Here is a 21,281-nt window from a genome sequence, read left to right as displayed (position 1 = left end):
CTTGTTCTGCCTAAAAGTTTAAGTACGGTTTTAGCTCCTCAAAATTACCCACAATAATCTGCTGACCTTTAGGATTCGAATCCAATACATTAATGTCGATGTTATAAGCGTCAAGCACATAGCGAACTAATGCCGCATTGGTCGGTATTTTGAGGATGCCTTTATCCATTCCATAATCATGAGCAACGACCTTAGCTTGAGCTTCTGTCAGCCGTGGATCAGGCATTAAATCAATGGTTAGGGGAGTATTCCATAACTCATCATGCTTTTTCCCTTTGACTTGTTTCGCCTCAAGAATTGGCACGCCGTGTATGCGGCTAAGTACAAAGTCGCGATAGCCATTTCCATGCTCACAATAGGCACGAATGTGCCAACGAAGTGGGGTACAAACAAGAGTGTGGGGAGAAATAATTCGCTCAACTTCAACACCATCTTTGACTGATGTGTAGCTTATGTCGACACGTTTTTTTTCGCGAATAGCCTGAGCCAAAGGACGTAATACTTGTGGCAATATATTGCGAGCAACAGGGCGAACCATAGCCGTATTCTCAAACCCCATATCAAGTTCATTAAATGTGATGGTCATATCTTCACTTCTTGAAAGAATGTGCAAATATTCATCCGCATGACCCTTTGTTACTTGTGGGATAAAGCTGTCACTGGGCTTGTAGCCTTTTAACTGCTTATCATAGACAAGGTTACCTGGCGCGATATCGGTGAGGTAAGTGTTGATGTCTTTTGATGCTTGCTGTCTGCCAATACCAAAACTTTGAATTAAATGGTTAGTCGTAAGTCGCCCTTCCCACAGAGCAATGATTTCTATCATTCTGTAGCGGAACAGCAGATCCCAGCGTATTGGCCACTTGCTCATCATGTAACTCCTGTCTATTTATGCGACGTGTGTATGTAATCAGTATTTACCTGTCGTTGATGGCGTCATATTATTTTAACGAAACACTCTAGTCAACGGATGAAGGTTTGAGTGAAAAATACTCTGATACAAGTAGCTCTTCCGTAACTGAATTGAAGGTTTTATGAAACATTTAGTGTTATCTATCTTGATTAATTTGGACTGACTCAAAATGAAACTTAACCAATATCTCAGCAAGATTTCGCAGGGAAGCTCGATCAACCTAGATCGCTTTATAGAGTGCTTGCCATATTCGGATATGAACGAGTGGCGGAAAGTCTATAGTGCGACTCGTGTTCAATCTGGACATCAGTTGACGATACTTGATGAAAAACGACATCTTGCGCTTTTTGAACCAATGCCAAATGATAGAGTTGCAGGGGCTCACTCTGGTTGCTCTCATGATTTTCCAAGCAATTTCGCGCATGTTTTAGTTTTAAACGGAACTACCAAGTCACAAGTTCCTTTTGTGGTTGTATCTGATGTCAATGGTTACAAAACAAAAGGAGAGCTTGTAGGCAAGCGAGCAGTCCTGATTGAGAATATTGAAAATTTTTACAGATATCAGGAGTTTCTAGAGGCTCTTGGTCACTCCGGATTGGTAGAAGATAGTGATGTTATTTTTGGTTCTGGGAATCAAATATGTCATCACCTAAATATTTCGTTTCTATCAAGTTATGAAGATATTTATTGCGCTCAAGATGTTGAGCTTGGCGGGCTTACTACATTCAAGTCCCTAAAAAACACATTGCCACAGTGTCAATGGTTAGCACCTGCTAATTGGGAAGCTTTCAGAAGTAGCTTCAAGTTAAAACCTAAAAATAGTAACCATCTAGCTAAAGCTATTAAGCTTGCCAGAGAGTTAGATCTTAATACTGAGGCCGATCTAATGAACCAAACTCGTCATTTCATGGAGCAGGAAGCCTTCCTTCCAGTGCTTAAACAGGATTAATTTATGCTAAAGAATGCCATAGACAATTTACTTATTAGTATTTCGCGTTTAATTGCTATTGATTCGGCGGGAGTGGCCATCGCAGAGATCGACCTCAGAGAGGGCGGTATCTTAATTGGTGGCGGGAATATTGGTAAAACGTCGATCCTCAATGCGATCCGATTATTTTTATTGCCTGAAGAAAACTTCAAAGATTCAAAAAACAAGTTCGGCTTTTCAGATAAAGAAGGCAACTTTTACTCTAATGATGAGTGTTTTGAACACTACTTTCCGAGCAGTACCAGCTTTTTAATTTTAGAGTGCGATAACTATTTAGGCGGACCTATACCTCACTGCCAGATACTTTATCGTGGAAGTTCAGAAAAGCTCGACTATCGCCGCATGTTTACCTCGTTAAAGTATGAGCAAATACGCCACCTTTTTTGGGATGACAACGCCGGAGACGATGGTATTGGTGGTCGAGTAGATGATCTAACGCTTAGCAAAGTACAGGCTTTTCTCAAGCGTGAGGACAAGTATTTTAAGTCATTGGTGCGCTCATCTGCGATTAAAGAGGTTATATACGCTAATCAACTACTCGATATTGATGCGATGCGTTTCTGCTTGTTTCCTCTTAGTTCAACTAAAGATGCTGATGTCGATGCCTTTCGCGCACTCGTTCGTTTGTTATTCGATATGAAGACCGGTTCGGACACGGTTCGTTTAGCGGTCGCCAACATCATTGAATCCAGAAAGAAGGAGCGAAAAGACGAGCTTAATTTTGATATTGATGCCTTTATTAATCATAACGAAATGTTGTCACGTCGTGAGCTGATACTCAAAAAGATAGAAAGCTTAAGACCTGAATTCGAAAAGCTAGCTCTCAGTCATCAACAATTAGTGAGTAATAAAGATGCTGAAGATGCGTTGATGCAGTACGCGATGATGCTAGGCAGCCGAATAAATCAAGAAAACCAGATTTTTGAGCAAGAAGAGACGCAGCTTGCTTTACAGAACGGAAAAGTGAGCTCTGCCAAGAAAGCGCGTGATGGCACTCTTGATAAGCAAAAGACGCTACAAGGTGAAATCAACACTTGGTCAGCTCAACAGAAAAAGTTCGATGAAGCTGTGCAAAAAACGAAGCTTATCATCAACCAATACGATGAAAGTGAGACGATTGATGAAATTATCTCGGGCCACCGTAAACACCTTGAGGAAAAAGAGCAAGCTTTAGAATTAAAGCAAGATGCGGAGAAACGACAAGAAGAGCTGGATGATCTCAAGAAAGACGTTAAAGAACTTGAAGAGCTGGCAACGCGTTATCAAGCTTCCATTGAGGCTCAGGAGTTTAAGCTGCTTAATCAGTTACCCGAAGCTGTTTGGATGAAATTAGCCGCTGTTAATATTGATATAGCGGAGTCTAATCCAGCGCGCCCTTTAACATCCTGTGAACAACAGGTTATTGAATCTTTTACTGATTTATTAGCAGCGAGCAACCAGTGTTATACGCTTTGGGGGGTAAAACTCGATCTAATTCAAACTGACAATCGAGAATCAGATCCAATCCGTTTATCTAAAGTACAAGAGACCTTAGACCAAAAACGCAAGCGAGTCGCAGAGCTCAGTGCGATGGGTAGTCAATCTCGCATTGAGCAAATCAAAGAAATTACGGCGCTGAAAACTGAAATTAAGCGTACTAAAAATGAAATCAACTTACTACAAGCATACACAAACAATGTACATCAGCTTCATGAGACTAATAGAGAACTCGCTGTAGCTGACCAAGCTGGTGACTTGTTAGAAAAACAGTTGGATGTACAAAATGCTTTGTGGACACAAGAGAAGCAATTATTAGAGGCGCAAACTGACAAACTAACCGAGAAAAAAGAACAGCTAGAAAAATTAACCAGATACAGCGTTAGGGTCAAAGCGGAACTTCAGGCGAATCATCTGCCAGTAAGTGATTTTTCAGTTTTACCCGACCAAACAGTGGACTTGTCGGAAGAAACATTGCACAAGCGAATTGAGAGCCTAAACAGTAAGCGTCAAGCAAAGACTGATATTACAGAGAAGCTTCAAGATTTCGTTAGAGAGCAAGTGCTGGAAAATGACGATAAGTTGATGCTGTCTCACCTAGATGATGAACTTCTAGAACATGCATTTCAACAGCTTCAAACGCGTTATCAAGGCTTAGATGAGGAGTTTGATATTCTGCGTAAACACTTTATTGAACATAAGCACTCTGTTCACGCCATTATCAATGAGCTAAAAAACAATCGAGAAATGGTTCGCCAATTTGAGCAAAGTATTAATCGCGCGTTTGAGGGATTAGTGATTAATGACTTGTCGGAGGTAGCGGCCAAAATCAAAGTGGAAGCTCGATTTGATGACTTGGTGAATGAAATAGAATTTTTTGATACGCATTCTGATCAAAAAGCCTCCGAACAATTTATTGAACGTCTCAAGGCCTTTAGTAAAAAGTTCTTCCCAGAGGGCAAAGCTGCATTGTTAACGATGGAGCAGATAGTATCTGGAATTTCATACCGAGTGAAAAAACAGGGACAAGAAGGTTGGGAGAGTAAATCGCAATCTACTTCGACCATTATGCTTATCAATATCAAACTGGTAGAAATTTTACTTGGTAGATTGAGAAACAGCGCTTGTTCTACTCAGTTTCCATTGGTTATTGACGAAGGTGCTTCGGTTGATAGCTCTCAATTTGACTGGCTGTTGCCCAATATGAAACAAGCAGGATTTAGAGTATTAAGCGCATCGACTAACTCTGCATCCAGTGAGATCATCTTCAAGTTTGGGCAGCATTTTCGATTAGATGCCATGCGTACAGCAACACCTTATAGTAAAGCAAGAACCATTGCATTTACTGGCATGCCAGAAAGTTTTGTGACAAAAGGAAGTATGTTGGATAGAGAGCAGCTTGATATGTTTGGAGAGGCATATGAGTGATCAACGACTGCTAACCATCCCTACATTTTCCATAATGCTTGAGCATCACACCATCATGAGAGATGTGATTCGCACAATGGATGAAAGCGGTGAGCCTTATGTGAGAGAAGCCTCCTTTATCTCTAGATTGCACCGTTACATACAAGGGCAAAGTAAAGAGAAGCAGAAACAATTACGTACTGCCTTTTCTACCGACAACTTATTAGCTTCCCATATTTTGGTGGATAAAGATGAGTTCGGGGGCGAGAGTCGCTTGATTTTTGATCGTGCGGTTATAGGGGTATTCCGTCTGTTTGACCGCAGCTTATTTCAAGACCTTACCGATGTGGCACTTAAGATCCAGCTCGGGGGTATACGGTTACTCCTAGAAAAGCTCCAATCGAGTTCTATGCTATATAGCGATAGTGACCTAGATTTCAAGGAGTTAATTGATGAGCTATTTCATCAATTGAGTGAGCTGCTTAACAGCATCCGTTTGAACTTGGTTAAAATGCAGACCATCAACCAAGAGCTCAGCGATGCGAGTGAACTTGCTGCGAAGTCTCATAACCAAAGAGTGTTTTCTGCTCTTCAGCAAGAGTCGATAGAAAAAATATCTTTACTGCTTTCGCGTCACATATTGCCAACTAGGCAGTTTTTGGATGAAAAAAGCCGTTTGAAAGATGGCCCGAACTTATTTGAATGTTTGCAAAGCTTACGCAGTCAGTTCGATCACCATCGAGACCATCAGCGGGCTAATGCGATGCTAAGGTATGAGGTGAGTTTTAACAGCTTTCATAAACAGATAAGCAAAGTTTCTCAATCGGTGGACCAGTTTTTGGCTCGTTCCAAAAAACGCCTGCAACAGTTTAATGCAATTGAAGGTGCGTTTAATGAGTTAGTGAATGCATTGGATGCCACAAAACAAAATCTCAAGCGTAGCCAAATTGAAGGGCAATTTGCTCGTGATAACGGAAGTTTCATGGGATTAATGCAGCAAGCTAGACCCAAAGTGCTGCGTATCAGTAGTTCAGAAGCCTACTTAAATAATGTAGTGAGTGATATTGAAGCACGAGTTGTGGATAGGAGTCTGCTAGAGCAGAGCCGTTATGTGGATCTAGTTAGCGTAAAAGATGACTCCACTGAGCAGAGGCTCGCGCGCGCAGAGCAGATTTTTGAGTTAGTTAAGGATATGAAAATGGCAGAGTATCAAGATCTCACACTCTCACTTCATCGTCGCCTTAAAGATTATTTCTCTGACTATCACTTTGTTGATCTATTGGAGGGTCTCAACTTCATATTGCGAAGTGAGGCAACGCTTGATGGATATACACTAAAAATGACCAACTTTCGTCAGCGTCTCGTCCAAGGCGACAATATTTATTTATACCGCAAAATCCGAACACAGCGAGTAATTTAGTAATGAGCCCCTTTTCTCAAATCAACATGGCGAAAAGCCAGCAGATATACGCCACCTTCGTAAATGGTAAGGTGATAACCAAGCAGGTTTATGACCTTTATCAGCAGAGTTTTCTAGAGAGCCCACTCTATACCGAGCTTTACAACAATTTAGAGCACTTTACCAGTCTCTACCTTCATATAGGCTACACGCTTAACTTCAATGTCGAGGGCGAGTTTTTCTATATTAGCCGTAGCGAAGCTGAAGAGGACGCCGACACAAATGCCACCAAAATCCAGGCAATGTTGTTGATTATCGCCCGCTATTGGGTAGACAAAGGTTTTGACCTCGATGATTTAATGACGCCAGTCATTGGGTTAGGGCGCACGGCACTAGAAGAGATTGCTGAACAAACGATTTATGATGATATCCGTCAAGCACTCGGAATAGAGACATGGGACAAGGCCTTAAACTACCTTGCTGACAGAAACTTTCTCTATCAATGTGGTGATAAGCATTACATTTTGAGCTCAGCAGGTATGCACTTCCTTAATCTGCATGTAGAAAAGTACTCTCAAGAGCAAGATTAGTTAGGCTATAGCGTTATCTATGATGTCAGCTAGGTTGATGTTGGTTAGCTAAATCTCTGAATTAACTTACAGTCTTAAACATAGTAGAATGCTAATCTAGTTGCATTTAAAGCCTGTTGGATCTGGTGAAAGGAACTTTGCGTGGATAAAAGTAATTTCGAGTTCTTAAAGCATCATGATTAATTGCAGTTGCAAGTAGCAAACCGAGTTGAGTGATCGATTTGAAGTTTGTTCGAATAATGACAATTTCCCTCATTCTTCAAAAGGCTAATTGGAAGCATATTTTGTTGAACCCACGACTCGTGAAAAACTCAATGAGCTCGCAGACGAAGGCCAGGTAGACTTGGCTCAAATTACCGATATGAAGTCGATGACTGATTTCCAAGAGTCTATGAAAGAAGTGCTAGGGCGAATGCAGGATAGACCAATCTAACAACGTGATTTTAAGCAACGAAAATACGATTTGTAACTTTAAGCTATTTATTTAACAAGGATGCTTTGTGATAGATGATCTTAATTATGTAATGCTATGCATTTCATTAGCAGTTCTATTTATAGGGTTTATTTGGGGTGTTTTTTTAGTCAATAAAGAATCCTCTTCAAATGTCGTGGTTACAGTGCCGGGTTTACTTACTTCAGGAGGTGTATTTTTTACGTTCTTTGGTATTGCCCTTGGTCTGTACGATTTTGATCCAGATAATCTCAATAGCAGTATATCTACGTTGTTGAGTGGTTTAACACTCGCTTTCTGGTCAAGTATTGCAGGTATGGGCTTTTCCATGCTTTTTAAGATACGTTATCTCCCTAAGTACTACAGTCGGCAATCGCAACTAACAGCTGACGATATGCAGAATGTCCTCTGTTCTCAGTTATCTGAATCCAAAGCACATCACCAGAGTAGCCAAAAGTTACTCTCTGAACTCGTTAGTGAAATGCAACAGTTGAGAGCTTATTCATCGCAAGAGCACGCTCAAAGCCAAGAGAGTTTCAATCAGTTAACTAACGAAATAAATCAATTTGCTGCATCTGTGTCCTCACAAGCTTCACAGCAAATTGCCGAGTCATTACAAAGCTCTATTGAAGGCTTTAATCAAGGTTTGATGGGGCAATTTGGTGCCAATTTCCAACGATTAGATGAGTCCGTTTTGAAAATGTTGAAATGGCAGCAGCAATACAAGGTTCAGATAGAGCAGCTGACCAACGCATTTGAATATGCAGTAGAAAGTGTTGTGGCTACTGAACAAAGCTTGGGCGTTATAAGCTCTCATACTAAAGCAATTCCTGATGCAATGTACCAGCTATCGGATACCACTGATATATGGAACAAACAAATCACAGATCTAGATCAGCGTTTAGACGCTTTCAGCACTATGCGCGATAAAGCAGTTCAAGCAATGCCAGAGATTCAGAGGCAACTGGATGAACTATGTCAACAAGTTGATCAATCTATATTGAATACGTGTCAAAATCTGGAAGAAGGTGTATTTAAAGCTTCGTCAGAGCTTCAGGACAAAGCGTTGGCATTGAGTGAAAAACTGGTTGAAGCGACAGATGGAATAGGCGGTGATTTAAGTGATGCTTCTGGGCAAATAGAGTCGATGACCAGCCACTTAGCTACGTCTTCCGATAAGATCAAACAAACACTTGACGATTCAATTGGTCAGCTAGACAGTAGGTTGAACAGTTTGGTGAACGGCCTTAGAGACGATGTTGTCAATATTTCAAAAACACTGTCAAACGTGAATGACAGTTTAATAGATAAGCATCGAGAGCAATTAGATAAAAACGAACAACTGTTAACAAAAGCACATGACTCAATAGACAAGCGAATTGAAGAGACCATGAATCAGCAAATGATGGGCTCGCTTCAAGTGCAAGAGACGATCAAGAGCAATTTGATTAGAAGCTCAGATGTATTTCAGCAAAACATTCAACTTGAGCTGCAACGTATATTGAGTGATATGGGGAAAGGCTTACTCGATATCACGGCAGAGTACTCAAAAGCAGCACAACGATTGAGCAAAGAGTTACACCGAATTGAGTCTATTGAAGTATTAGAAGAGGTAAGCTGATCATGCACAGCGGGCTTTTTCAATCAAGGACTGCATCTTCAGGTGAGGGGCATTGGCTTTCTGTGACCGACTTGATGGCTGGCCTGATGGTGGTTTTTTTGTTGATCAGTGTGGCGTTGATGAACAGAACAGATATTGAAAAAAGGGCTATTGAGCGTATTGCCATAAAAATAAGCGAAAAACAATTAGAAATTCATAGGGCATTGGCTGAGGAATTTAGAGAGGACTTTAAACGCTGGGAGGTTGACTTCAATGAGCAAAGGCCATTGAGTATCGACTTTAATGCAGAACGTTACAAGTTCGAAAAAGGAAAATCTAAATTACCGGTTGAGCTAATTGTTGTATTAGATGAGTTTTTTCCTCGGTATCTGAATGTACTGGAGGCCTACAGAAAAGACATTAAAGCTATACAAATTGAAGGTCATACGTCTTCTGGGTGGAACCAGAATGATCCATTGTTCTACGCTTATAAAAGGAATATGGACTTATCTCAAAAACGGTCGAAAAAACTTTTTGATTATTTAATGGAAGATGAAGAACCACTTAACGTACATCTTTACTGGCTAAGAGGAAAACTATCTGCGATCGGTTATGGTCCATCAAAGCTTATTTTTACTGAAAATAAGGTTGAAGATAAAGAACGTTCTCGCCGGATTTCATTTCGAGTAATTACAGACTCAGACATTATCATGAAAGATATTTTAGAGGCCCAATGAAGCTAAACGTTGATTTAAGTGAATTTAACAAATTAGTTGATGAAAATGTATCAGAGCGCCTGAGTCAGTTTTCAGTTAGTTTAGACTCTCCCAACTTTGACAGAATGGATGAACTGAGTAAAGCCCCTCATTTGGTTACAGATTTTGACTTAGATATCTCTATAAATGGGCAATTGCTTAGTTATGATGGTCACGGTGTCATTGTATATATCAAAGAGCACTCTGACTTATCTAAAGCTGTAGCTGACCCATATAACGAAGCAAAGCGATATCATATGACCGACTGTAAAACTATTCAAGATGAAAAGAAAGACAAACGTTTTGGTCGTTTAGTGGCTCTCCGTTATACGGAAGGAGGTATTCCTATCTGTGACGATAAAGGCATTACCGAGGATGCAAAGCTCGTTGTATGTGGTCGATGTCTTCGTAAGCTGAAATACCCCCCATATTTAGACGCTGGGGATAATGATGATAAAAAGCGTGTTCAGTTGGACTTTAATTTGCGTGAGTTCCTGAAAAAACAACACAACTTCCCAGAGGAAAGTTTACCTCTTCGACATGCCGAATTTAGCAACTTTTCCTACACAAGTGATTGGAAGAGTGTGAGCGAGGTATACAAGCTAAGTAAGAATTACAGTTGTGAGGAATGCGGCGTAGAATTAAAACAACGAAAAGAGTTGCTTCATACTCATCATATTGATGGCGTTAAATCTAATAATCATCCTGCGAACCTTAGAGCATTATGTGTCGAATGCCATAGTATGCAGCCCAAGCATCAGCACTTAAAGCCTAACGCTGAAGTATTAAGCTACCTCAAAGAAAAGCGCATGGTTTGATCTATCATACATTTTAGTATTGCTTTGATTAGTAATTAAGTCGACTGGATCTTGCAGTGGAAAATTTTCTGAGTTCAAAGAACAATTTTGAATCTCGAAATTATGAGGCTAGTTAAGCTATTGTTTTGTTTACGGTTACCCATCGATAATGCACGTATTTGCATGTGGCGGACCAACCTTTTTTATTTGTAGCGATATGTTGTGCGTTTAGTGTCATTTTGATTGGAGTGGACAACTTGAAAGCATTATAGTAGTTGAATATTTGCGAAAATTAGAAATTTCAATGCCTTAATATGCTTTAGTCAGTGGGTAAATTCAGATGGATACCAGAGAAAAACATGACCTTTGGGAGTTGGAAGTAGAAAACTTTGATCGAGTAGTACTTGCGAGCGAGCTCATAGAATTTATGAGTTCAGATACATCCGATGCAGATATTTCTCAATCTATTTTGAAGAGTTTTATTGCTAAAAGACTTGCTGAAAGTGGAGTTTATGTAAAGTGTAGCAATTGCAAATGCCCTGTGCATTTTATTGCTCCTAATGCAGCCATAGGTGCCTATTTCCGACACATTCCCAACAGGGCTCCGTCTATAGAAAAAATGCATCGATGTTCTTTTTATTCAAACTCCGAGGCCTTTTTTGGTAAAGGAAAAATATACAAGGGTGAAGGGAAGTGGCATTTCGAGACAAAACATTTTCTAGCTGAACACTTAAAAGCTATTGGGTACAAAGACGTTTGTATCGAGAAGTTTATTTTTTCTAAAGATCCTGAAACAGATAAACGACGCAAACCTGATATCAGTTTTGTGGATATAGATGGGAATCGGTTTGTTATTGAATTAACACGCTGGTGGATGAGTCCTGAAGTTGTTTACGAACGGGAAAAATTCTTCAGAACGGAAGGGTATAACCTGATTTGGTTATTCAGTCCTAATTGTGAAGAAGCCAATCCTGTAACATTAAATATGATTCTTTATGGCTCAGCTGCATCTAGAGAAGAAGCATCTGTTGATGTGTTATCGAAGGTTGAATGTAACGCTTTTGTGCTGTCTGATGAAGCAATAAGTAAAATGAGGGTAGATCGTAACCTGACATTCGAGGTTGTATATCCAGTTCCGACTTATAATCCAGCCTCACAAAAAATCGATATTGATAAGCGTTGCCAGTGGACTGTTCTGGAAGAGCTCAATCTAGAACCTCAATACCGGCTCCCTTTTGCTGTCAAAACTTCGAAGAGCTTTAAAGATGCAATAGCTCAAAAACGGTTTAGTGACCGTCGTGATCTTACTGCAAAAATAAGACAAATAAGACAATGGGCCCTCGCAGAACCGATTCTTACTAGTGAAGGTGATTATCACATTAATATGCAGCTAGTTCGTAGTATGCCTGATTATAAAGGCAGTTTACGTTGCACCAAACGCTTAGTTGACTATGAACGAATGGCTATTAGAAATCTTGCCAACGTTTATGCGAAATTTATGGCAAGCAAAACGCGCAGGCAAGCGGCTAAAGAGATTCGTTTTATTCGCAGCGCAATCAGGAGGCATTTACTTGATATAGAATGCCTTCAATCAGACTCTCTTCTTCGAGAACGATACAAGCAAATAACAAATTTAGCGGATGCCGTGCAGCAATATCAATCTCCAAACTTGATTTCGTACATCAATAGATCTCTTGCTAAGCTGGAAAAACAGTTACAAGACCTCAGGATAAAATGCTCAGAATTGGACCGAGCTAAACAGGTTAGTAGGCAAAAATCACTCGATAATCACATAAACGAAAGAGAGGCATTTATCGAAAAACTTATTGTTGGTTTTTCTGATATACCAGAAGATTTATCGATGCTTAGAATAAAAAAAGATCGCATTGCACGTAAGGCAAGGGAGTATGGATTTAGTGATAAGGCCGATGATTTGGATCAGGCATTCAATACAGCTGTTAGCAATGCTTACTTTGATTTTGGGAAAAAATATTTTCCCAAGTTGTCAAGGGGGTGGGAATGTGAACAGAGATACAAAATCGAGCTTGATGCTGCTTTTACCCTATGTAAAAAGACACTACACAAACGAGATCCTCAAAAGAAAAAAGTGGACTCGTATCAGCAAGCAACTAGAACGCTACTTTCTCAGTTTAAATCTAGCCTAAATGAACACATAGAACGCTTTTACCAAGATCTCCAATGTGCAGATCAGCCTACATTCGCCTCATTGTTAAAAAAGAATGCATCAACGATGAAAAGGATGAGAGAATGTTGTGCTCATATGGAATCCAATGGATATAGAAGCAATAGTGTTATTCAAATGCAGTTGGATATTATGTGCGAAGTGATAGAAGATTTTCATCGAGGTGGTGATCTTCGTAGGATAGTGAGATCGTTTTCTGATGCAAACCGACAACATTTCGGCCAGGGCTAGCAGGCAAGTACTGAAGCCTTAAATTGAGTTGTGTGATTCATAAAAATACTTAACTTGTTTTGGGTGAAGAAAGAGCTTGTCATTTTTCTCTCTACATTCAATCGTTGCCCCAAGCCCAAGCCCAAGCCCAAGCCCAACACCCAGCTCTCACAAAACTCAGGCCTTGAACCCTCACGAAAGGCCAGTTCACCAATGTATACGGCCGTCTTCTAGAAATATCTAACGCTAACAGGGCACTGATGTGCCCATTTCTTTATGACTGATGACAAGCGATGTTGACGTCTTCACTGCCAGCTTGGTTGAAAAAGTACAGCCGCTTGCCATCCACTTCATACCTTAAATCGGATTTATAGCCGACTAAGCTGTCTTTATCTCGGATATAGAACGGAGCGTGTGTTGGCTTTAGATTCCAATCAATGCGGGTAAACGTCTGCTTAAGCCGATTACCACTGGTTTCGTTGTCCGCGGTTAAAATCAATTCATAGGGATCTTCCATACCATCTGGATGAACCAAAACGCCAGTCTGAAAGTAGGTCACTTTCTCTTTTGAATTGAAATAGACACTCGTGATTTCAGTCACTTTTTTAAACTGACGGTAGGTCTCAGAGGTGAAGCCAGACTTGGATTCAGAGCACAGCCAGCGTGTGCCTGTAAAATCATAACTCGCAAACTTCCACTGATAAATCACGCTTGAGATAAGGATGAGTACCAATCCTGCTAGGGTAAATCGCATGTTACCTCCGGATTATCAAAGGCCATCATAATCGACTCTGCCAGTGTTAGATTCGTGACATTAAAATGCTGGAATACATGTGAATCAGAGCTGACTTTAGAGGCCAGCCTAACGGTCATGGCAATCACATCAGGCTCATAAATAGAAGGGAAAATCCGTATAAAGGCGTCAACAGGGCAGTCAGTGAATGGTGTCTTGCTCAGTTGCTCTCTCAATAATGCTGTGTCGATACTAGCGTTGGTTGCATCCATTAGATAAAACGCTGGCTCTCCCTGTTTGAGTTGCACATATTGAGAGGGGTCAGTAAACGGTGAACGAGGCTTAAAAGGTTGAAAAATATAAATCGCGGCAATCATTACCATCAAAGCCGCGGCCAAAAAGTAGCTTGCTTTGCCGTTTGACCTAGGCTTTGGCAAACCAACAACCTGCCTTTGTGGCGGCGTCGTAGGAGGTGGTTGGGCATCCGCCGCCTCATTTGTTGTGTGATCAGGCGCTGGTTGCTCAACTACTTTGGCTTCCACATCAAGAAAATAACCCACTTTACTGATGGTCTGAATGTTGATGCCTTCGGCTTTTAGTGCAACAAAATGGCGACGTAGTCCAGAGATCACGTTGGTTAACGCTTGGTCTGTGACAATCGTCCCTCCCCAGCAATTTTCGAATAATTCTTCTCTCGATGCCGGGGCGTTTTTGAGTAATAAATACACCAAAACATCAAACGGTAATGGCCTGAGTACCAGCTTATCGCCGCTGTCGTTCGACAAGGTTCGAGTTGCACATTCTAGTTTTAGTGAAGAGAACAGAATGGTTTTCATTGAATCGCTACACCTTGCCATTTAGCCGTAACCACCCGTCAAAGCGTGTGTGCTAAAACCTATATCATAGTGGTAAATCATTTATTGAGCGGCACATTCTACTGTGCTGTTTTTATAAATCAAGATTGTAAATAAGGTTTTGTTTTTAATAAATTCCATTTAAAACAATGGCTTGAGAAAATATATAAAAATATAAATGGCACAATTTTATAATGTGAGTTTTTTATTTGAATTTTGTTTAGCCTAAAAATCTCATTTTTATAGAGTCTGCAGCGAAAACAACCTCATTGATATCGAGACTCTAAACAATGAAAAAACTCCTTTTAGTTACTGCTCTTTTCTCTAGTGTTGCGTCTGCAAACGTCCACAGCGGTTTTTACCTAGGTGCTGGTGTCGGCACTACAGACTTTGATGATGATGGATACTTTAGTGACACCACTCTGCCTATTTCAACGGATTCTGAACATTCATACAAAATCATCGCGGGTTACCAGTTCAACCGTGTTGTTAGCTTAGAAACCCAATTCACCCGCTATGGGGATACGAACGTTAAGGTACACACGCCATACGATACTATCAGTGGCAAAATCGAACATAAAAGCTATACGGTGGCAGCCAACTTAGGCTACACGTTTGATAGCGGTGTTTGACCATTTGCGATTATCGGGCTTGGGTCGATGGATTATACGGAGGGCAGTTTTTCTGATGATGGCGGTTTAGTCCGTTTAGGCCTGGGTCTAGAATATACTCCGCCACAGCTTCAAGGCTTATCACTACGTTCTGCCTATGAAGTCGACCACTACGAGATTGAGACTCGAGATGTGTTTTTCTCCAAAACGTATGAGCAGTCTGTTGGTGCTTGGTACGTTGCAGCCACCTACAAGTTCTAACATATGGCGAGGTATCTACCTCGCCATTTTTCTATCTTGGCCAAAACCAATCAATGTTGTAGTGCTCAGAACAGTCAAGCGCTACCCACACTCCCCAACCACTAACTCGCTATACCCTGTAGTGTCATCTTGCTCTCTTGAAAAGCCTAAGCTTGGTTACTTATAAAGGATTGCTCATTACCTCGGCCAATATTTTCGTGAACTTTTGCTGTTATTGATACCAATGATAATGATAAGGAACACCCTAAGAGTTACCACATAGAAGTAACCGAGTTAGTAAAAGAGGCTTATAAGACCATAAGTAAACGTTGTGAAAAGCAGGATAACCCTGGTATTCAGCGCCATATGGATTACCACAGTTTGCTGATATTACGTAAAATTCGTAGCTTTGAACTGCCCTTAACCAATGTTGCCAATGCCTTTAAGCGTGGCGGGGTGGGGTGTTTGGGCGCCACAACAGTGCCAGAGCTAATTTTAAAGTTAAAGGTTAGCCCAAAAGAGTGTACATGCAATGGAAGAAAACATGATAAATTCAGTTCTTTCAATGAGATACCCTATAACCTATAACCTATAACCTAGAACGAGGAAAATAGCTTTGAGTGCGTTGAATATTTACGATGAGTCTTATTATATTATATTCCCCGATGATGATTTTGAAGAATATGATAATGACCTCACACCGACTCAATATACCGCCAATACTCATTGGAAGTTTGAAAAGCTTAACTTTGGTATAAAGCCACTTACCTTTGTTGCCGATAATGAAAATTTGGACTTTTTGCAGCAAGATTACGCTCTAGCGTTTAACGTAAAGAACTTTGTCGTCACAACCAAACTTAAAGAACTGCTTGAAGATGGCCTTTACGGCAGTCAGTTTTTTCCAGCAATTATTCAAGATGAGAACAATAATTCGGTTGAAGGCCTCTGGGCTCTGAATACTTTTGATGACTTAGACTGTGTTGATCTAAAAAGAAGTCAATTTTATATGCCAGGTGATGGGACGACAGAAATTGATGGCTTTGCAATTAGCCCTCATATGAGTAATTACCGATTTCGAGAAGATGTATTCGATGCCATTCCAGAAGATGAACGCTTAATTTTTCAATTGGGAAATACAACAACCGGAGAAATCTTTGTTCATCAAAAAGTCGTTGATATTTTTAAAAAATATGACGTTAAAGGTATTCGGTTCTTTAAAGCGAGTGAGTATCATGTCGGTGATGAGTTCTAAAATAGCAGTGCTGCATTCTTTTTTCTGAAAGGTTAAATTATCCAAGGTAAAACAATGAGCCAATATAACCATCAATCCTGCTTGAGCAAGACATACTAACTAGATGGGCCTATTGATTTCGACAATGCTTGGACGCTTGAGAGAGGCATATGAATAACTACGAAGATATTTACTACATTTCTAAAACGGTTGCTTTTCAAGAAAACTTTCTAGAACTCCAAGCAACAAAAAATACAGGAGTACGCAATCATACTTATAAAAAGCTTGATTTTGGTGACGGTCCGGTTTTTTTTGAAAATGGCTTTAAAGGTTTAGTCCCTTTCAATCTGACAGACGGTCAATTTGATGGAATCTACCCAGTGGTGTCCTTGAAAGTCGTGTCTGCTATTCGATATTACAATATTGATGGTTTCCAGCTCTTTCCAGCGGTGATTATTGGTGATGATGGCAAGTGGCATAAGGGGTTTTTCTTTTTTAACTTTTACTCTCCTTTAGACTGTGTTGATTTTGAAAATAGTGATGTCCGTGGATATAAGCCCAATGCTAGATACAATGAGGTGATAAGTTACAAACTGCGGAGCGATGTGCTGGATGGTATACCAGAAGAAAACCGCCTGATGATCAAACTGGCTCGTGTCCAAGGTGGCGCCTTGATTTTCCACCAAAAAATAGTCGATGCATTAGCCCGCTTCGACGTTGAAGCTTTCCAGTTTTTCAAACTCAGTGAATACAGGCTGGGCATGGAATATCGCATGGGTTAACGGGAGCCTCTGGGCGGGGGGCGTTATAGACACAGGGTGAAACGACAAACGTCAAGGTGATTGAGCTCCTGAGGTAACAATATGAAAAACTACGAACAACAATACTACAAAGTGTTTGAAGCCCCATGCCGGAAAACTTACCTGCATTTAAAGGCATCACAGGATACGGGGCGCCGTCGTTATAGCTTCACTCAATTAGATGTTGGCGATGGGCCCATATTCTTTACCAATGCAGATAAAGGCGAGATGCCATTCATTGTTAGTGATTTTTTGCTCCATGGTTTTTTCCCTGTAGTCTCTAAGAAAATTGCCGAAATAATAATGCCTTACTCCATTAATGGTTTTCAGTTGTTTCCAGCGGTGTTGATTGGTGATGATGAGAAGTGGCATGAAGATTTTTTCTTCTTTAATGCTTATGACAACCTCGACTGTATTGACTTTGATCGCAGTGAAATACTTGATTATTCGCCAGAAGACAGTAGGCATGAAATCATCCGATACCAATTAAAGAGTGACGTGTTAGATGCGATTCCATTGGAAAATCGTCTGATTGTACGCCCAAGCAAAGTCGCTGGCGGTGGTTTACTCCTTCATGAAAATCTAGTGACGCAGATTCGTCGCTACATAGACCCTGATGCTTTTAGGTTTTTTCAACTGAGTGAATATAGATTGGGCGACAAATATCTATAACACTGTTTTACAATACCAACTTGACGACAGTGTGTGAGATGCAATCCCTGAAGCATATAGGCTAATGATATAGCTAGCGGTTGTAACAGGCGGCGCTTTATTGTTCAATCAAAATATAGTTAACGCACTCGCCACGTTTAATATTTAAGCTTTTCAATTCTTTAAGCTGAGTGACTACCGTAAAGGAATGGAGTTTGAATAGGTTGCAGGTCAAGAAGGCCGAATGAGCTAACGTTCGGCCTTTACTGAACGGGACTCTTGATTGAGCCATAACCATCACCGTTATCTCAACACTCCCCAACCACTAACTCGCTATACCCTGTAGTGTCATCTTGCTCTCTAGAAAAGCTTAGGCTTGGGTATGTGTGAAGGATCAGTTCGGCAGTGGTATCGATAAGGCTGTTGTCGAGAAGGTGGCCGCCAATGACTTTGCCGTTACTGTCAGCAACAGAGATGTGAATGTGCTGGTGGTTTGGCGTCAGTGTTCCCATCACCGACACTATTTCAAAAGGTTGCGTCAGCGTGATGGATTGCTCAGCGCCCGCAAGGCGAAGGCTAACTTGCTCTAAACACCCGACACACGAGGCGATAGTGCCGGCTTGAATCTTATGCTCTGTTACCAGAGACTGAATTTGCTTTTTTAAGTCCTGGCCTTTGGTGAGTCGAACGGCGATGGGCTGAATCATAGTCGGTTCCGGTATCTATGTGGTGTGTAAAAAAGGAGCAAATGGTTTGCTCCTTTCAAATGTTGGGTCTGTCTGCCAAGCAGCGGCTTAATGCGCTCTTGCTACTGTGCCTTGTGAGCTGACGGTGAGCGTCTTAGTCGATAGTGGTACAAAAGCAGATTGCCCCTTGGTCAAGACAAGTGTCTCATCACCAGCTTGCAGTGTAACATCGCTATCCACCGCAAATAAGATCTCAGCGCGGTTCAGCGTCAGCGGCTTGTTTTTTGGCTGCTTCAGCACAGAAAACTTAAAATCTTCCACAGGCACTGGGAAGTTGAACTCACCGTCGCTTTCGACTGGTTGCGTGAGGATTTTATCTTTATCCAGCGCGGCAAATTTACAGCTGCTGACCAACTCTTCAACGTCCATGTATTTTGGCGTTAGACCCGCGCGCAATACGTTATCCGAATTGGCCATGATCTCAAGGCCTGTGCCCTTGATGTAGGCGTGCGGGGTGCCCGCATCCAAGAACATGGCTTCTCCGGGCTGAAGCTCAAGTACGTTAAGCATCAGCGGGGCCAGCAGGCCAACGTCGTTCGGGTATTGGCTATTTAGCTCCACCACCAGCACTGCCAACGGATCTGGGTTGTTATTGGCCCAGCTAAGCAGTGCGTCTAGGGCCTGAGACTTTTTATCGCCATCCAGTTCTAACATGGCTTTAAAGAAGGCCTGTAAACCTTGTGAGGTCAGGTTATGACGAAAACCGTCAACATCTTGCTTTAGCGCGGGGGCATTCAACGCATCAAACAGGGCAATGGTTTCTTCAAAGTCACGGAAACCGTTCATCGCCATGTAAGGCGTCAGCGCGTAAACCAGCTCGGGCTTGTGGTTTGGATCTTTGTAGTTGCGGTTAGCCGCGTTGCGCGCAATGCCAGCGGCGTCTTCTCTGGCAAACCCTTCTTCAGCTTGGGCTTTGGATGGGTGAACCTGAATGGAAAGCGCCTGAGCGGCGGCCAGTACTTTAAAAAGGAAGGGCAGTTCACCAAAGCGCTGTTGGGTCTCGGCACCAAGGGTTTGCTCTGGGTTGTGGTTGATAAAATCAGACAGCAAAACCGTCTCATTCGCGATTTGAATTTTTGAGCATCCGTTAGGGTGGGCACCCATCCAGATTTCAGCTTGAGGCTGTTGCTCAGGGTTGGCAATGCCAAACAAAGTGTTGATCGAATCTCGGCTACCCCAAGGGTAGGGTTGAATAACATTTTCCAGCAGGAAAAATGGAGCAGGGTTAGACATTCTTATACCTTAAAAAAATACAGCTAGCAAAAAGCCCAAACAGGCCTAAACACACCTAGTTTACAAACTTGCCAATACCATGAGCAAGATAAAAGAGATAAGAGTGTGACTGTGTCATGATGTGGTGAAACGTTTAGTGGTGAATGGAGAGAAAAACAATGCTTGTTGGGCTAGATATTGGTGGGACAAAAATAGAAGGTGTTGGTCTTGATAAGGAGAGCTATGCAACCTTAGTCAAACATCGTGAGCCGACCAATACACACAGCTATCAGGGGTTTCTTGATTCGGTATTAGCGGTCATAAAAGAGGTGGCGCAACACGGTGAGATCGAGTCTATTGGCATTGGGTGCTGTGGTTCGGTCGGCAATGATGGTTTGATGCAAGGGGCGAACGTTACGGTTCTCAACGGTCAGGATTTTATTGGTGACTTAACGCGTTATATCGATGTGCCAGTTGCCTTAGCCAATGATGCAGACTGTCTCGCTCTGTCTGAATTTAAAGATGGGGCGGCGAAACACGCCCAGCATTCGTGTGTTGCTATCATTATTGGCACTGGGTGCGGCTCTGGTGTGGTGATCAACAACGGCTTAGTGACGGGGTTAAACAAGCTGGGGGGAGAGCTGGGGCATAACCCTTTACCGGGTTTCGATAAAGACAAAGATGGCGCGCCAGTACAATGTTACTGCGGGTCATTAAACTGCACAGAATCCTTTGTATCAGGAACGGGTTTTAGCCGCTCGTTTGCAGAAAAACACGGCCCTGCGGATGCCAAACAAATCATGGCGCTTTGCGCCGAGGGCGATACAGCCGCACAGCAGCACTTTGATCTCTACTGTGATCAGCTGGCACGTGTGTGTGCGTCAATCGTTAACTTTGTCGATCCTGAAGTGATCGTCCTTGGCGGCGGTATGTCCAATGTTGACGCTATTTACCCGTTGGTGAACGCCAAACTTAACCTCTACACCTTTAATAAATCTGCCCAAACGCGCATTGTCAAAAGTGTCCATGGTGATTCATCTGGCGTGCGAGGGGCGGCGTTTTTGCACTCCCTCGGCCAGTGAGTTACTTAACGGAGTAACGTTTGACATTGGGTTGGCTCTCTTTTGGTTCAGCTTGAGTTTGGCTGTCGAGAGGCGCCCATTTTAACGCACCATTGGTTTCAAAGTCGTTGGCTTGGGTGCACGTCATATAGTGGTCACCAACCTGAATAACGGCGCCGAGAGAGTAGCCCTGATCTTGGTAGTAGCAGACTCGCTTGGCGGCTTCGCTGCCATCGATGGCAATCACGGCATTGCCGGGTGTGGTGATCACGTTGGCACAAGTGGATGCCGATGCCAGTAGTAGCAAAGTGAATAGATGGATGCGCATAAACTCTCCTTAGATTAACCCATTA

21 protein-coding genes are annotated in these 21,281 nt (G+C 41.9%); 15 read left to right on the top strand and 6 right to left on the bottom strand.

Annotated features, from left to right (window positions below; all coding sequences use genetic code 11):
* Positions 1-10 precede the first annotated feature (10 nt).
* On the bottom strand, positions 11-871 hold the full coding sequence (locus OH455_RS02335; protein WP_269980199.1) for a helix-turn-helix transcriptional regulator: 861 nt from the start codon (positions 869-871) through the stop codon (positions 11-13).
* A gap of 211 nt (positions 872-1,082) precedes the next feature.
* On the opposite strand from OH455_RS02335, the gene OH455_RS02330 reads away from it, so the two are divergent.
* The 9 genes from OH455_RS02330 to OH455_RS02290 all read left to right on the top strand — a co-directional run bounded on the left by OH455_RS02330 (position 1,083) and on the right by OH455_RS02290 (position 12,810).
* A complete protein-coding gene (locus tag OH455_RS02330) occupies positions 1,083-1,862 on the top strand; it encodes a hypothetical protein (protein ID WP_269980198.1) in 780 nt (259 codons plus the stop codon).
* Between the two features lie 3 nt (positions 1,863-1,865).
* Positions 1,866-4,805 carry a hypothetical protein gene (locus tag OH455_RS02325; protein ID WP_269980197.1) on the top strand — a complete coding sequence of 980 codons (2,940 nt, stop codon included), beginning with the start codon at positions 1,866-1,868 and terminating at the stop codon, positions 4,803-4,805.
* Positions 4,798-6,204 (top strand): hypothetical protein, encoded by a 1,407-nt coding sequence (locus OH455_RS02320; RefSeq protein WP_269980196.1) that lies wholly within the window; start codon positions 4,798-4,800, stop codon positions 6,202-6,204. The genes OH455_RS02325 and OH455_RS02320 overlap by 8 nt, the downstream gene beginning before the upstream one ends.
* Positions 6,205-6,206: 2 nt before the next feature.
* Positions 6,207-6,773 carry a condensin complex protein MksE gene (locus OH455_RS02315; RefSeq protein WP_269980195.1) on the top strand — a complete coding sequence of 189 codons (567 nt, stop codon included), beginning with the start codon at positions 6,207-6,209 and terminating at the stop codon, positions 6,771-6,773.
* Between the two features lie 271 nt (positions 6,774-7,044).
* The gene (locus OH455_RS02310) at positions 7,045-7,206 is read left to right on the top strand and encodes a hypothetical protein (RefSeq protein ID WP_269980194.1); all 162 of its coding nucleotides are present in this window, start codon (positions 7,045-7,047) and stop codon (positions 7,204-7,206) included.
* 67 nt (positions 7,207-7,273) lie between these two features.
* Positions 7,274-8,845, top strand: a complete 1,572-nt coding sequence (locus OH455_RS02305; protein ID WP_269980193.1) for a hypothetical protein — start codon at positions 7,274-7,276, stop codon at positions 8,843-8,845.
* 2 nt (positions 8,846-8,847) lie between these two features.
* Complete coding sequence (locus OH455_RS02300) at positions 8,848-9,561, top strand: OmpA family protein (protein WP_269980192.1); 714 nt, start codon at positions 8,848-8,850, stop codon at positions 9,559-9,561.
* Positions 9,558-10,397 (top strand): HNH endonuclease, encoded by an 840-nt coding sequence (locus OH455_RS02295; protein WP_269980191.1) that lies wholly within the window; start codon positions 9,558-9,560, stop codon positions 10,395-10,397. The genes OH455_RS02300 and OH455_RS02295 overlap by 4 nt, the downstream gene beginning before the upstream one ends.
* Positions 10,398-10,716: 319 nt before the next feature.
* Positions 10,717-12,810: a competence protein CoiA family protein gene (locus tag OH455_RS02290; protein ID WP_269980190.1), complete on the top strand. Its 2,094-nt coding sequence runs from the start codon at positions 10,717-10,719 to the stop codon at positions 12,808-12,810.
* Between the two features lie 253 nt (positions 12,811-13,063).
* Here the strand turns inward: OH455_RS02290 and OH455_RS02285 are convergent, their stop codons facing one another.
* Both OH455_RS02285 and OH455_RS02280 read right to left on the bottom strand, forming a co-directional pair.
* On the bottom strand, positions 13,064-13,543 hold the full coding sequence (locus OH455_RS02285; protein ID WP_269980189.1) for a hypothetical protein: 480 nt from the start codon (positions 13,541-13,543) through the stop codon (positions 13,064-13,066).
* Positions 13,528-14,358: a winged helix-turn-helix domain-containing protein gene (locus tag OH455_RS02280; protein ID WP_269980188.1), complete on the bottom strand. Its 831-nt coding sequence runs from the start codon at positions 14,356-14,358 to the stop codon at positions 13,528-13,530. The genes OH455_RS02285 and OH455_RS02280 overlap by 16 nt, the downstream gene beginning before the upstream one ends.
* A gap of 308 nt (positions 14,359-14,666) precedes the next feature.
* Between OH455_RS02280 and OH455_RS23385 the strand changes: the two genes are divergently transcribed.
* The 5 genes from OH455_RS23385 to OH455_RS02260 all read left to right on the top strand — a co-directional run bounded on the left by OH455_RS23385 (position 14,667) and on the right by OH455_RS02260 (position 17,930).
* Entirely contained in the window at positions 14,667-15,008 is a 342-nt protein-coding gene (locus OH455_RS23385) for an outer membrane beta-barrel protein (RefSeq protein WP_443088576.1), read from the top strand.
* 27 nt (positions 15,009-15,035) lie between these two features.
* Positions 15,036-15,248 carry a hypothetical protein gene (locus OH455_RS23380; protein ID WP_443088575.1) on the top strand — a complete coding sequence of 71 codons (213 nt, stop codon included), beginning with the start codon at positions 15,036-15,038 and terminating at the stop codon, positions 15,246-15,248.
* A 595-nt stretch (positions 15,249-15,843) separates the two neighbouring features.
* A complete protein-coding gene (locus tag OH455_RS02270) occupies positions 15,844-16,479 on the top strand; it encodes an imm11 family protein (RefSeq protein ID WP_269980187.1) in 636 nt (211 codons plus the stop codon).
* Between the two features lie 149 nt (positions 16,480-16,628).
* Entirely contained in the window at positions 16,629-17,240 is a 612-nt protein-coding gene (locus OH455_RS02265) for an imm11 family protein (protein WP_269980186.1), read from the top strand.
* Between the two features lie 81 nt (positions 17,241-17,321).
* On the top strand, positions 17,322-17,930 hold the full coding sequence (locus OH455_RS02260; protein ID WP_269980185.1) for an imm11 family protein: 609 nt from the start codon (positions 17,322-17,324) through the stop codon (positions 17,928-17,930).
* 287 nt (positions 17,931-18,217) lie between these two features.
* Here OH455_RS02260 and OH455_RS02255 read toward each other — a convergent pair whose 3' ends face one another.
* Together OH455_RS02255 and manA are read right to left on the bottom strand one after the other, a co-directional pair.
* A complete protein-coding gene (locus tag OH455_RS02255; protein WP_206369029.1) occupies positions 18,218-18,616 on the bottom strand; it encodes a PPC domain-containing DNA-binding protein in 399 nt (132 codons plus the stop codon).
* A gap of 87 nt (positions 18,617-18,703) precedes the next feature.
* Positions 18,704-19,888, bottom strand: coding sequence for a mannose-6-phosphate isomerase, class I (manA, locus tag OH455_RS02250; protein WP_269980184.1), 1,185 nt, complete (start codon positions 19,886-19,888; stop codon positions 18,704-18,706).
* Positions 19,889-20,046: 158 nt separating this feature from the next.
* Between manA and OH455_RS02245 the strand changes: the two genes are divergently transcribed.
* Positions 20,047-20,949, top strand: coding sequence for an ROK family protein (locus OH455_RS02245; protein WP_206369031.1), 903 nt, complete (start codon positions 20,047-20,049; stop codon positions 20,947-20,949).
* Between the two features lies 1 nt (position 20,950).
* Here the strand turns inward: OH455_RS02245 and OH455_RS02240 are convergent, their stop codons facing one another.
* Complete coding sequence (locus OH455_RS02240; protein ID WP_045975542.1) at positions 20,951-21,256, bottom strand: DUF1496 domain-containing protein; 306 nt, start codon at positions 21,254-21,256, stop codon at positions 20,951-20,953.
* Positions 21,257-21,281: the final 25 nt, after the last annotated feature.

Source organism: Vibrio sp. T11.5 (genome assembly GCF_027587155.1).
Lineage (GTDB): Bacteria > Pseudomonadota > Gammaproteobacteria > Enterobacterales > Vibrionaceae > Vibrio > Vibrio neptunius.
Note: the sequence above shows the minus strand (reverse complement) of the source record. Positions and strands in the feature narration are given on the sequence as shown.

Excerpts from the sequence above, each read along its gene's own strand:
- OH455_RS02335 (WP_269980199.1), bottom strand. The coding sequence starts at position 871 with ATGAGCAAGTGGCCAATACGCTGGGATCTGCTGTTCCGCTACAGAATG.
- OH455_RS02330 (WP_269980198.1), top strand. The coding sequence starts at position 1,083 with ATGAAACTTAACCAATATCTCAGCAAGATTTCGCAGGGAAGCTCGATC.
- OH455_RS02325 (WP_269980197.1), top strand. The coding sequence starts at position 1,866 with ATGCTAAAGAATGCCATAGACAATTTACTTATTAGTATTTCGCGTTTA.
- OH455_RS02320 (WP_269980196.1), top strand. The coding sequence starts at position 4,798 with ATGAGTGATCAACGACTGCTAACCATCCCTACATTTTCCATAATGCTT.
- OH455_RS02315 (WP_269980195.1), top strand. The coding sequence starts at position 6,207 with ATGAGCCCCTTTTCTCAAATCAACATGGCGAAAAGCCAGCAGATATAC.
- OH455_RS02300 (WP_269980192.1), top strand. The coding sequence starts at position 8,848 with ATGCACAGCGGGCTTTTTCAATCAAGGACTGCATCTTCAGGTGAGGGG.
- OH455_RS02295 (WP_269980191.1), top strand. The coding sequence starts at position 9,558 with ATGAAGCTAAACGTTGATTTAAGTGAATTTAACAAATTAGTTGATGAA.
- OH455_RS02290 (WP_269980190.1), top strand. The coding sequence starts at position 10,717 with ATGGATACCAGAGAAAAACATGACCTTTGGGAGTTGGAAGTAGAAAAC.
- OH455_RS02285 (WP_269980189.1), bottom strand. The coding sequence starts at position 13,543 with ATGCGATTTACCCTAGCAGGATTGGTACTCATCCTTATCTCAAGCGTG.
- OH455_RS02280 (WP_269980188.1), bottom strand. The coding sequence starts at position 14,358 with ATGAAAACCATTCTGTTCTCTTCACTAAAACTAGAATGTGCAACTCGA.
- OH455_RS23385 (WP_443088576.1), top strand. The coding sequence starts at position 14,667 with ATGAAAAAACTCCTTTTAGTTACTGCTCTTTTCTCTAGTGTTGCGTCT.
- OH455_RS23380 (WP_443088575.1), top strand. The coding sequence starts at position 15,036 with ATGGATTATACGGAGGGCAGTTTTTCTGATGATGGCGGTTTAGTCCGT.
- OH455_RS02265 (WP_269980186.1), top strand. The coding sequence starts at position 16,629 with ATGAATAACTACGAAGATATTTACTACATTTCTAAAACGGTTGCTTTT.
- OH455_RS02260 (WP_269980185.1), top strand. The coding sequence starts at position 17,322 with ATGAAAAACTACGAACAACAATACTACAAAGTGTTTGAAGCCCCATGC.
- OH455_RS02255 (WP_206369029.1), bottom strand. The coding sequence starts at position 18,616 with ATGATTCAGCCCATCGCCGTTCGACTCACCAAAGGCCAGGACTTAAAA.
- manA (WP_269980184.1), bottom strand. The coding sequence starts at position 19,888 with ATGTCTAACCCTGCTCCATTTTTCCTGCTGGAAAATGTTATTCAACCC.
- OH455_RS02245 (WP_206369031.1), top strand. The coding sequence starts at position 20,047 with ATGCTTGTTGGGCTAGATATTGGTGGGACAAAAATAGAAGGTGTTGGT.
- OH455_RS02240 (WP_045975542.1), bottom strand. The coding sequence starts at position 21,256 with ATGCGCATCCATCTATTCACTTTGCTACTACTGGCATCGGCATCCACT.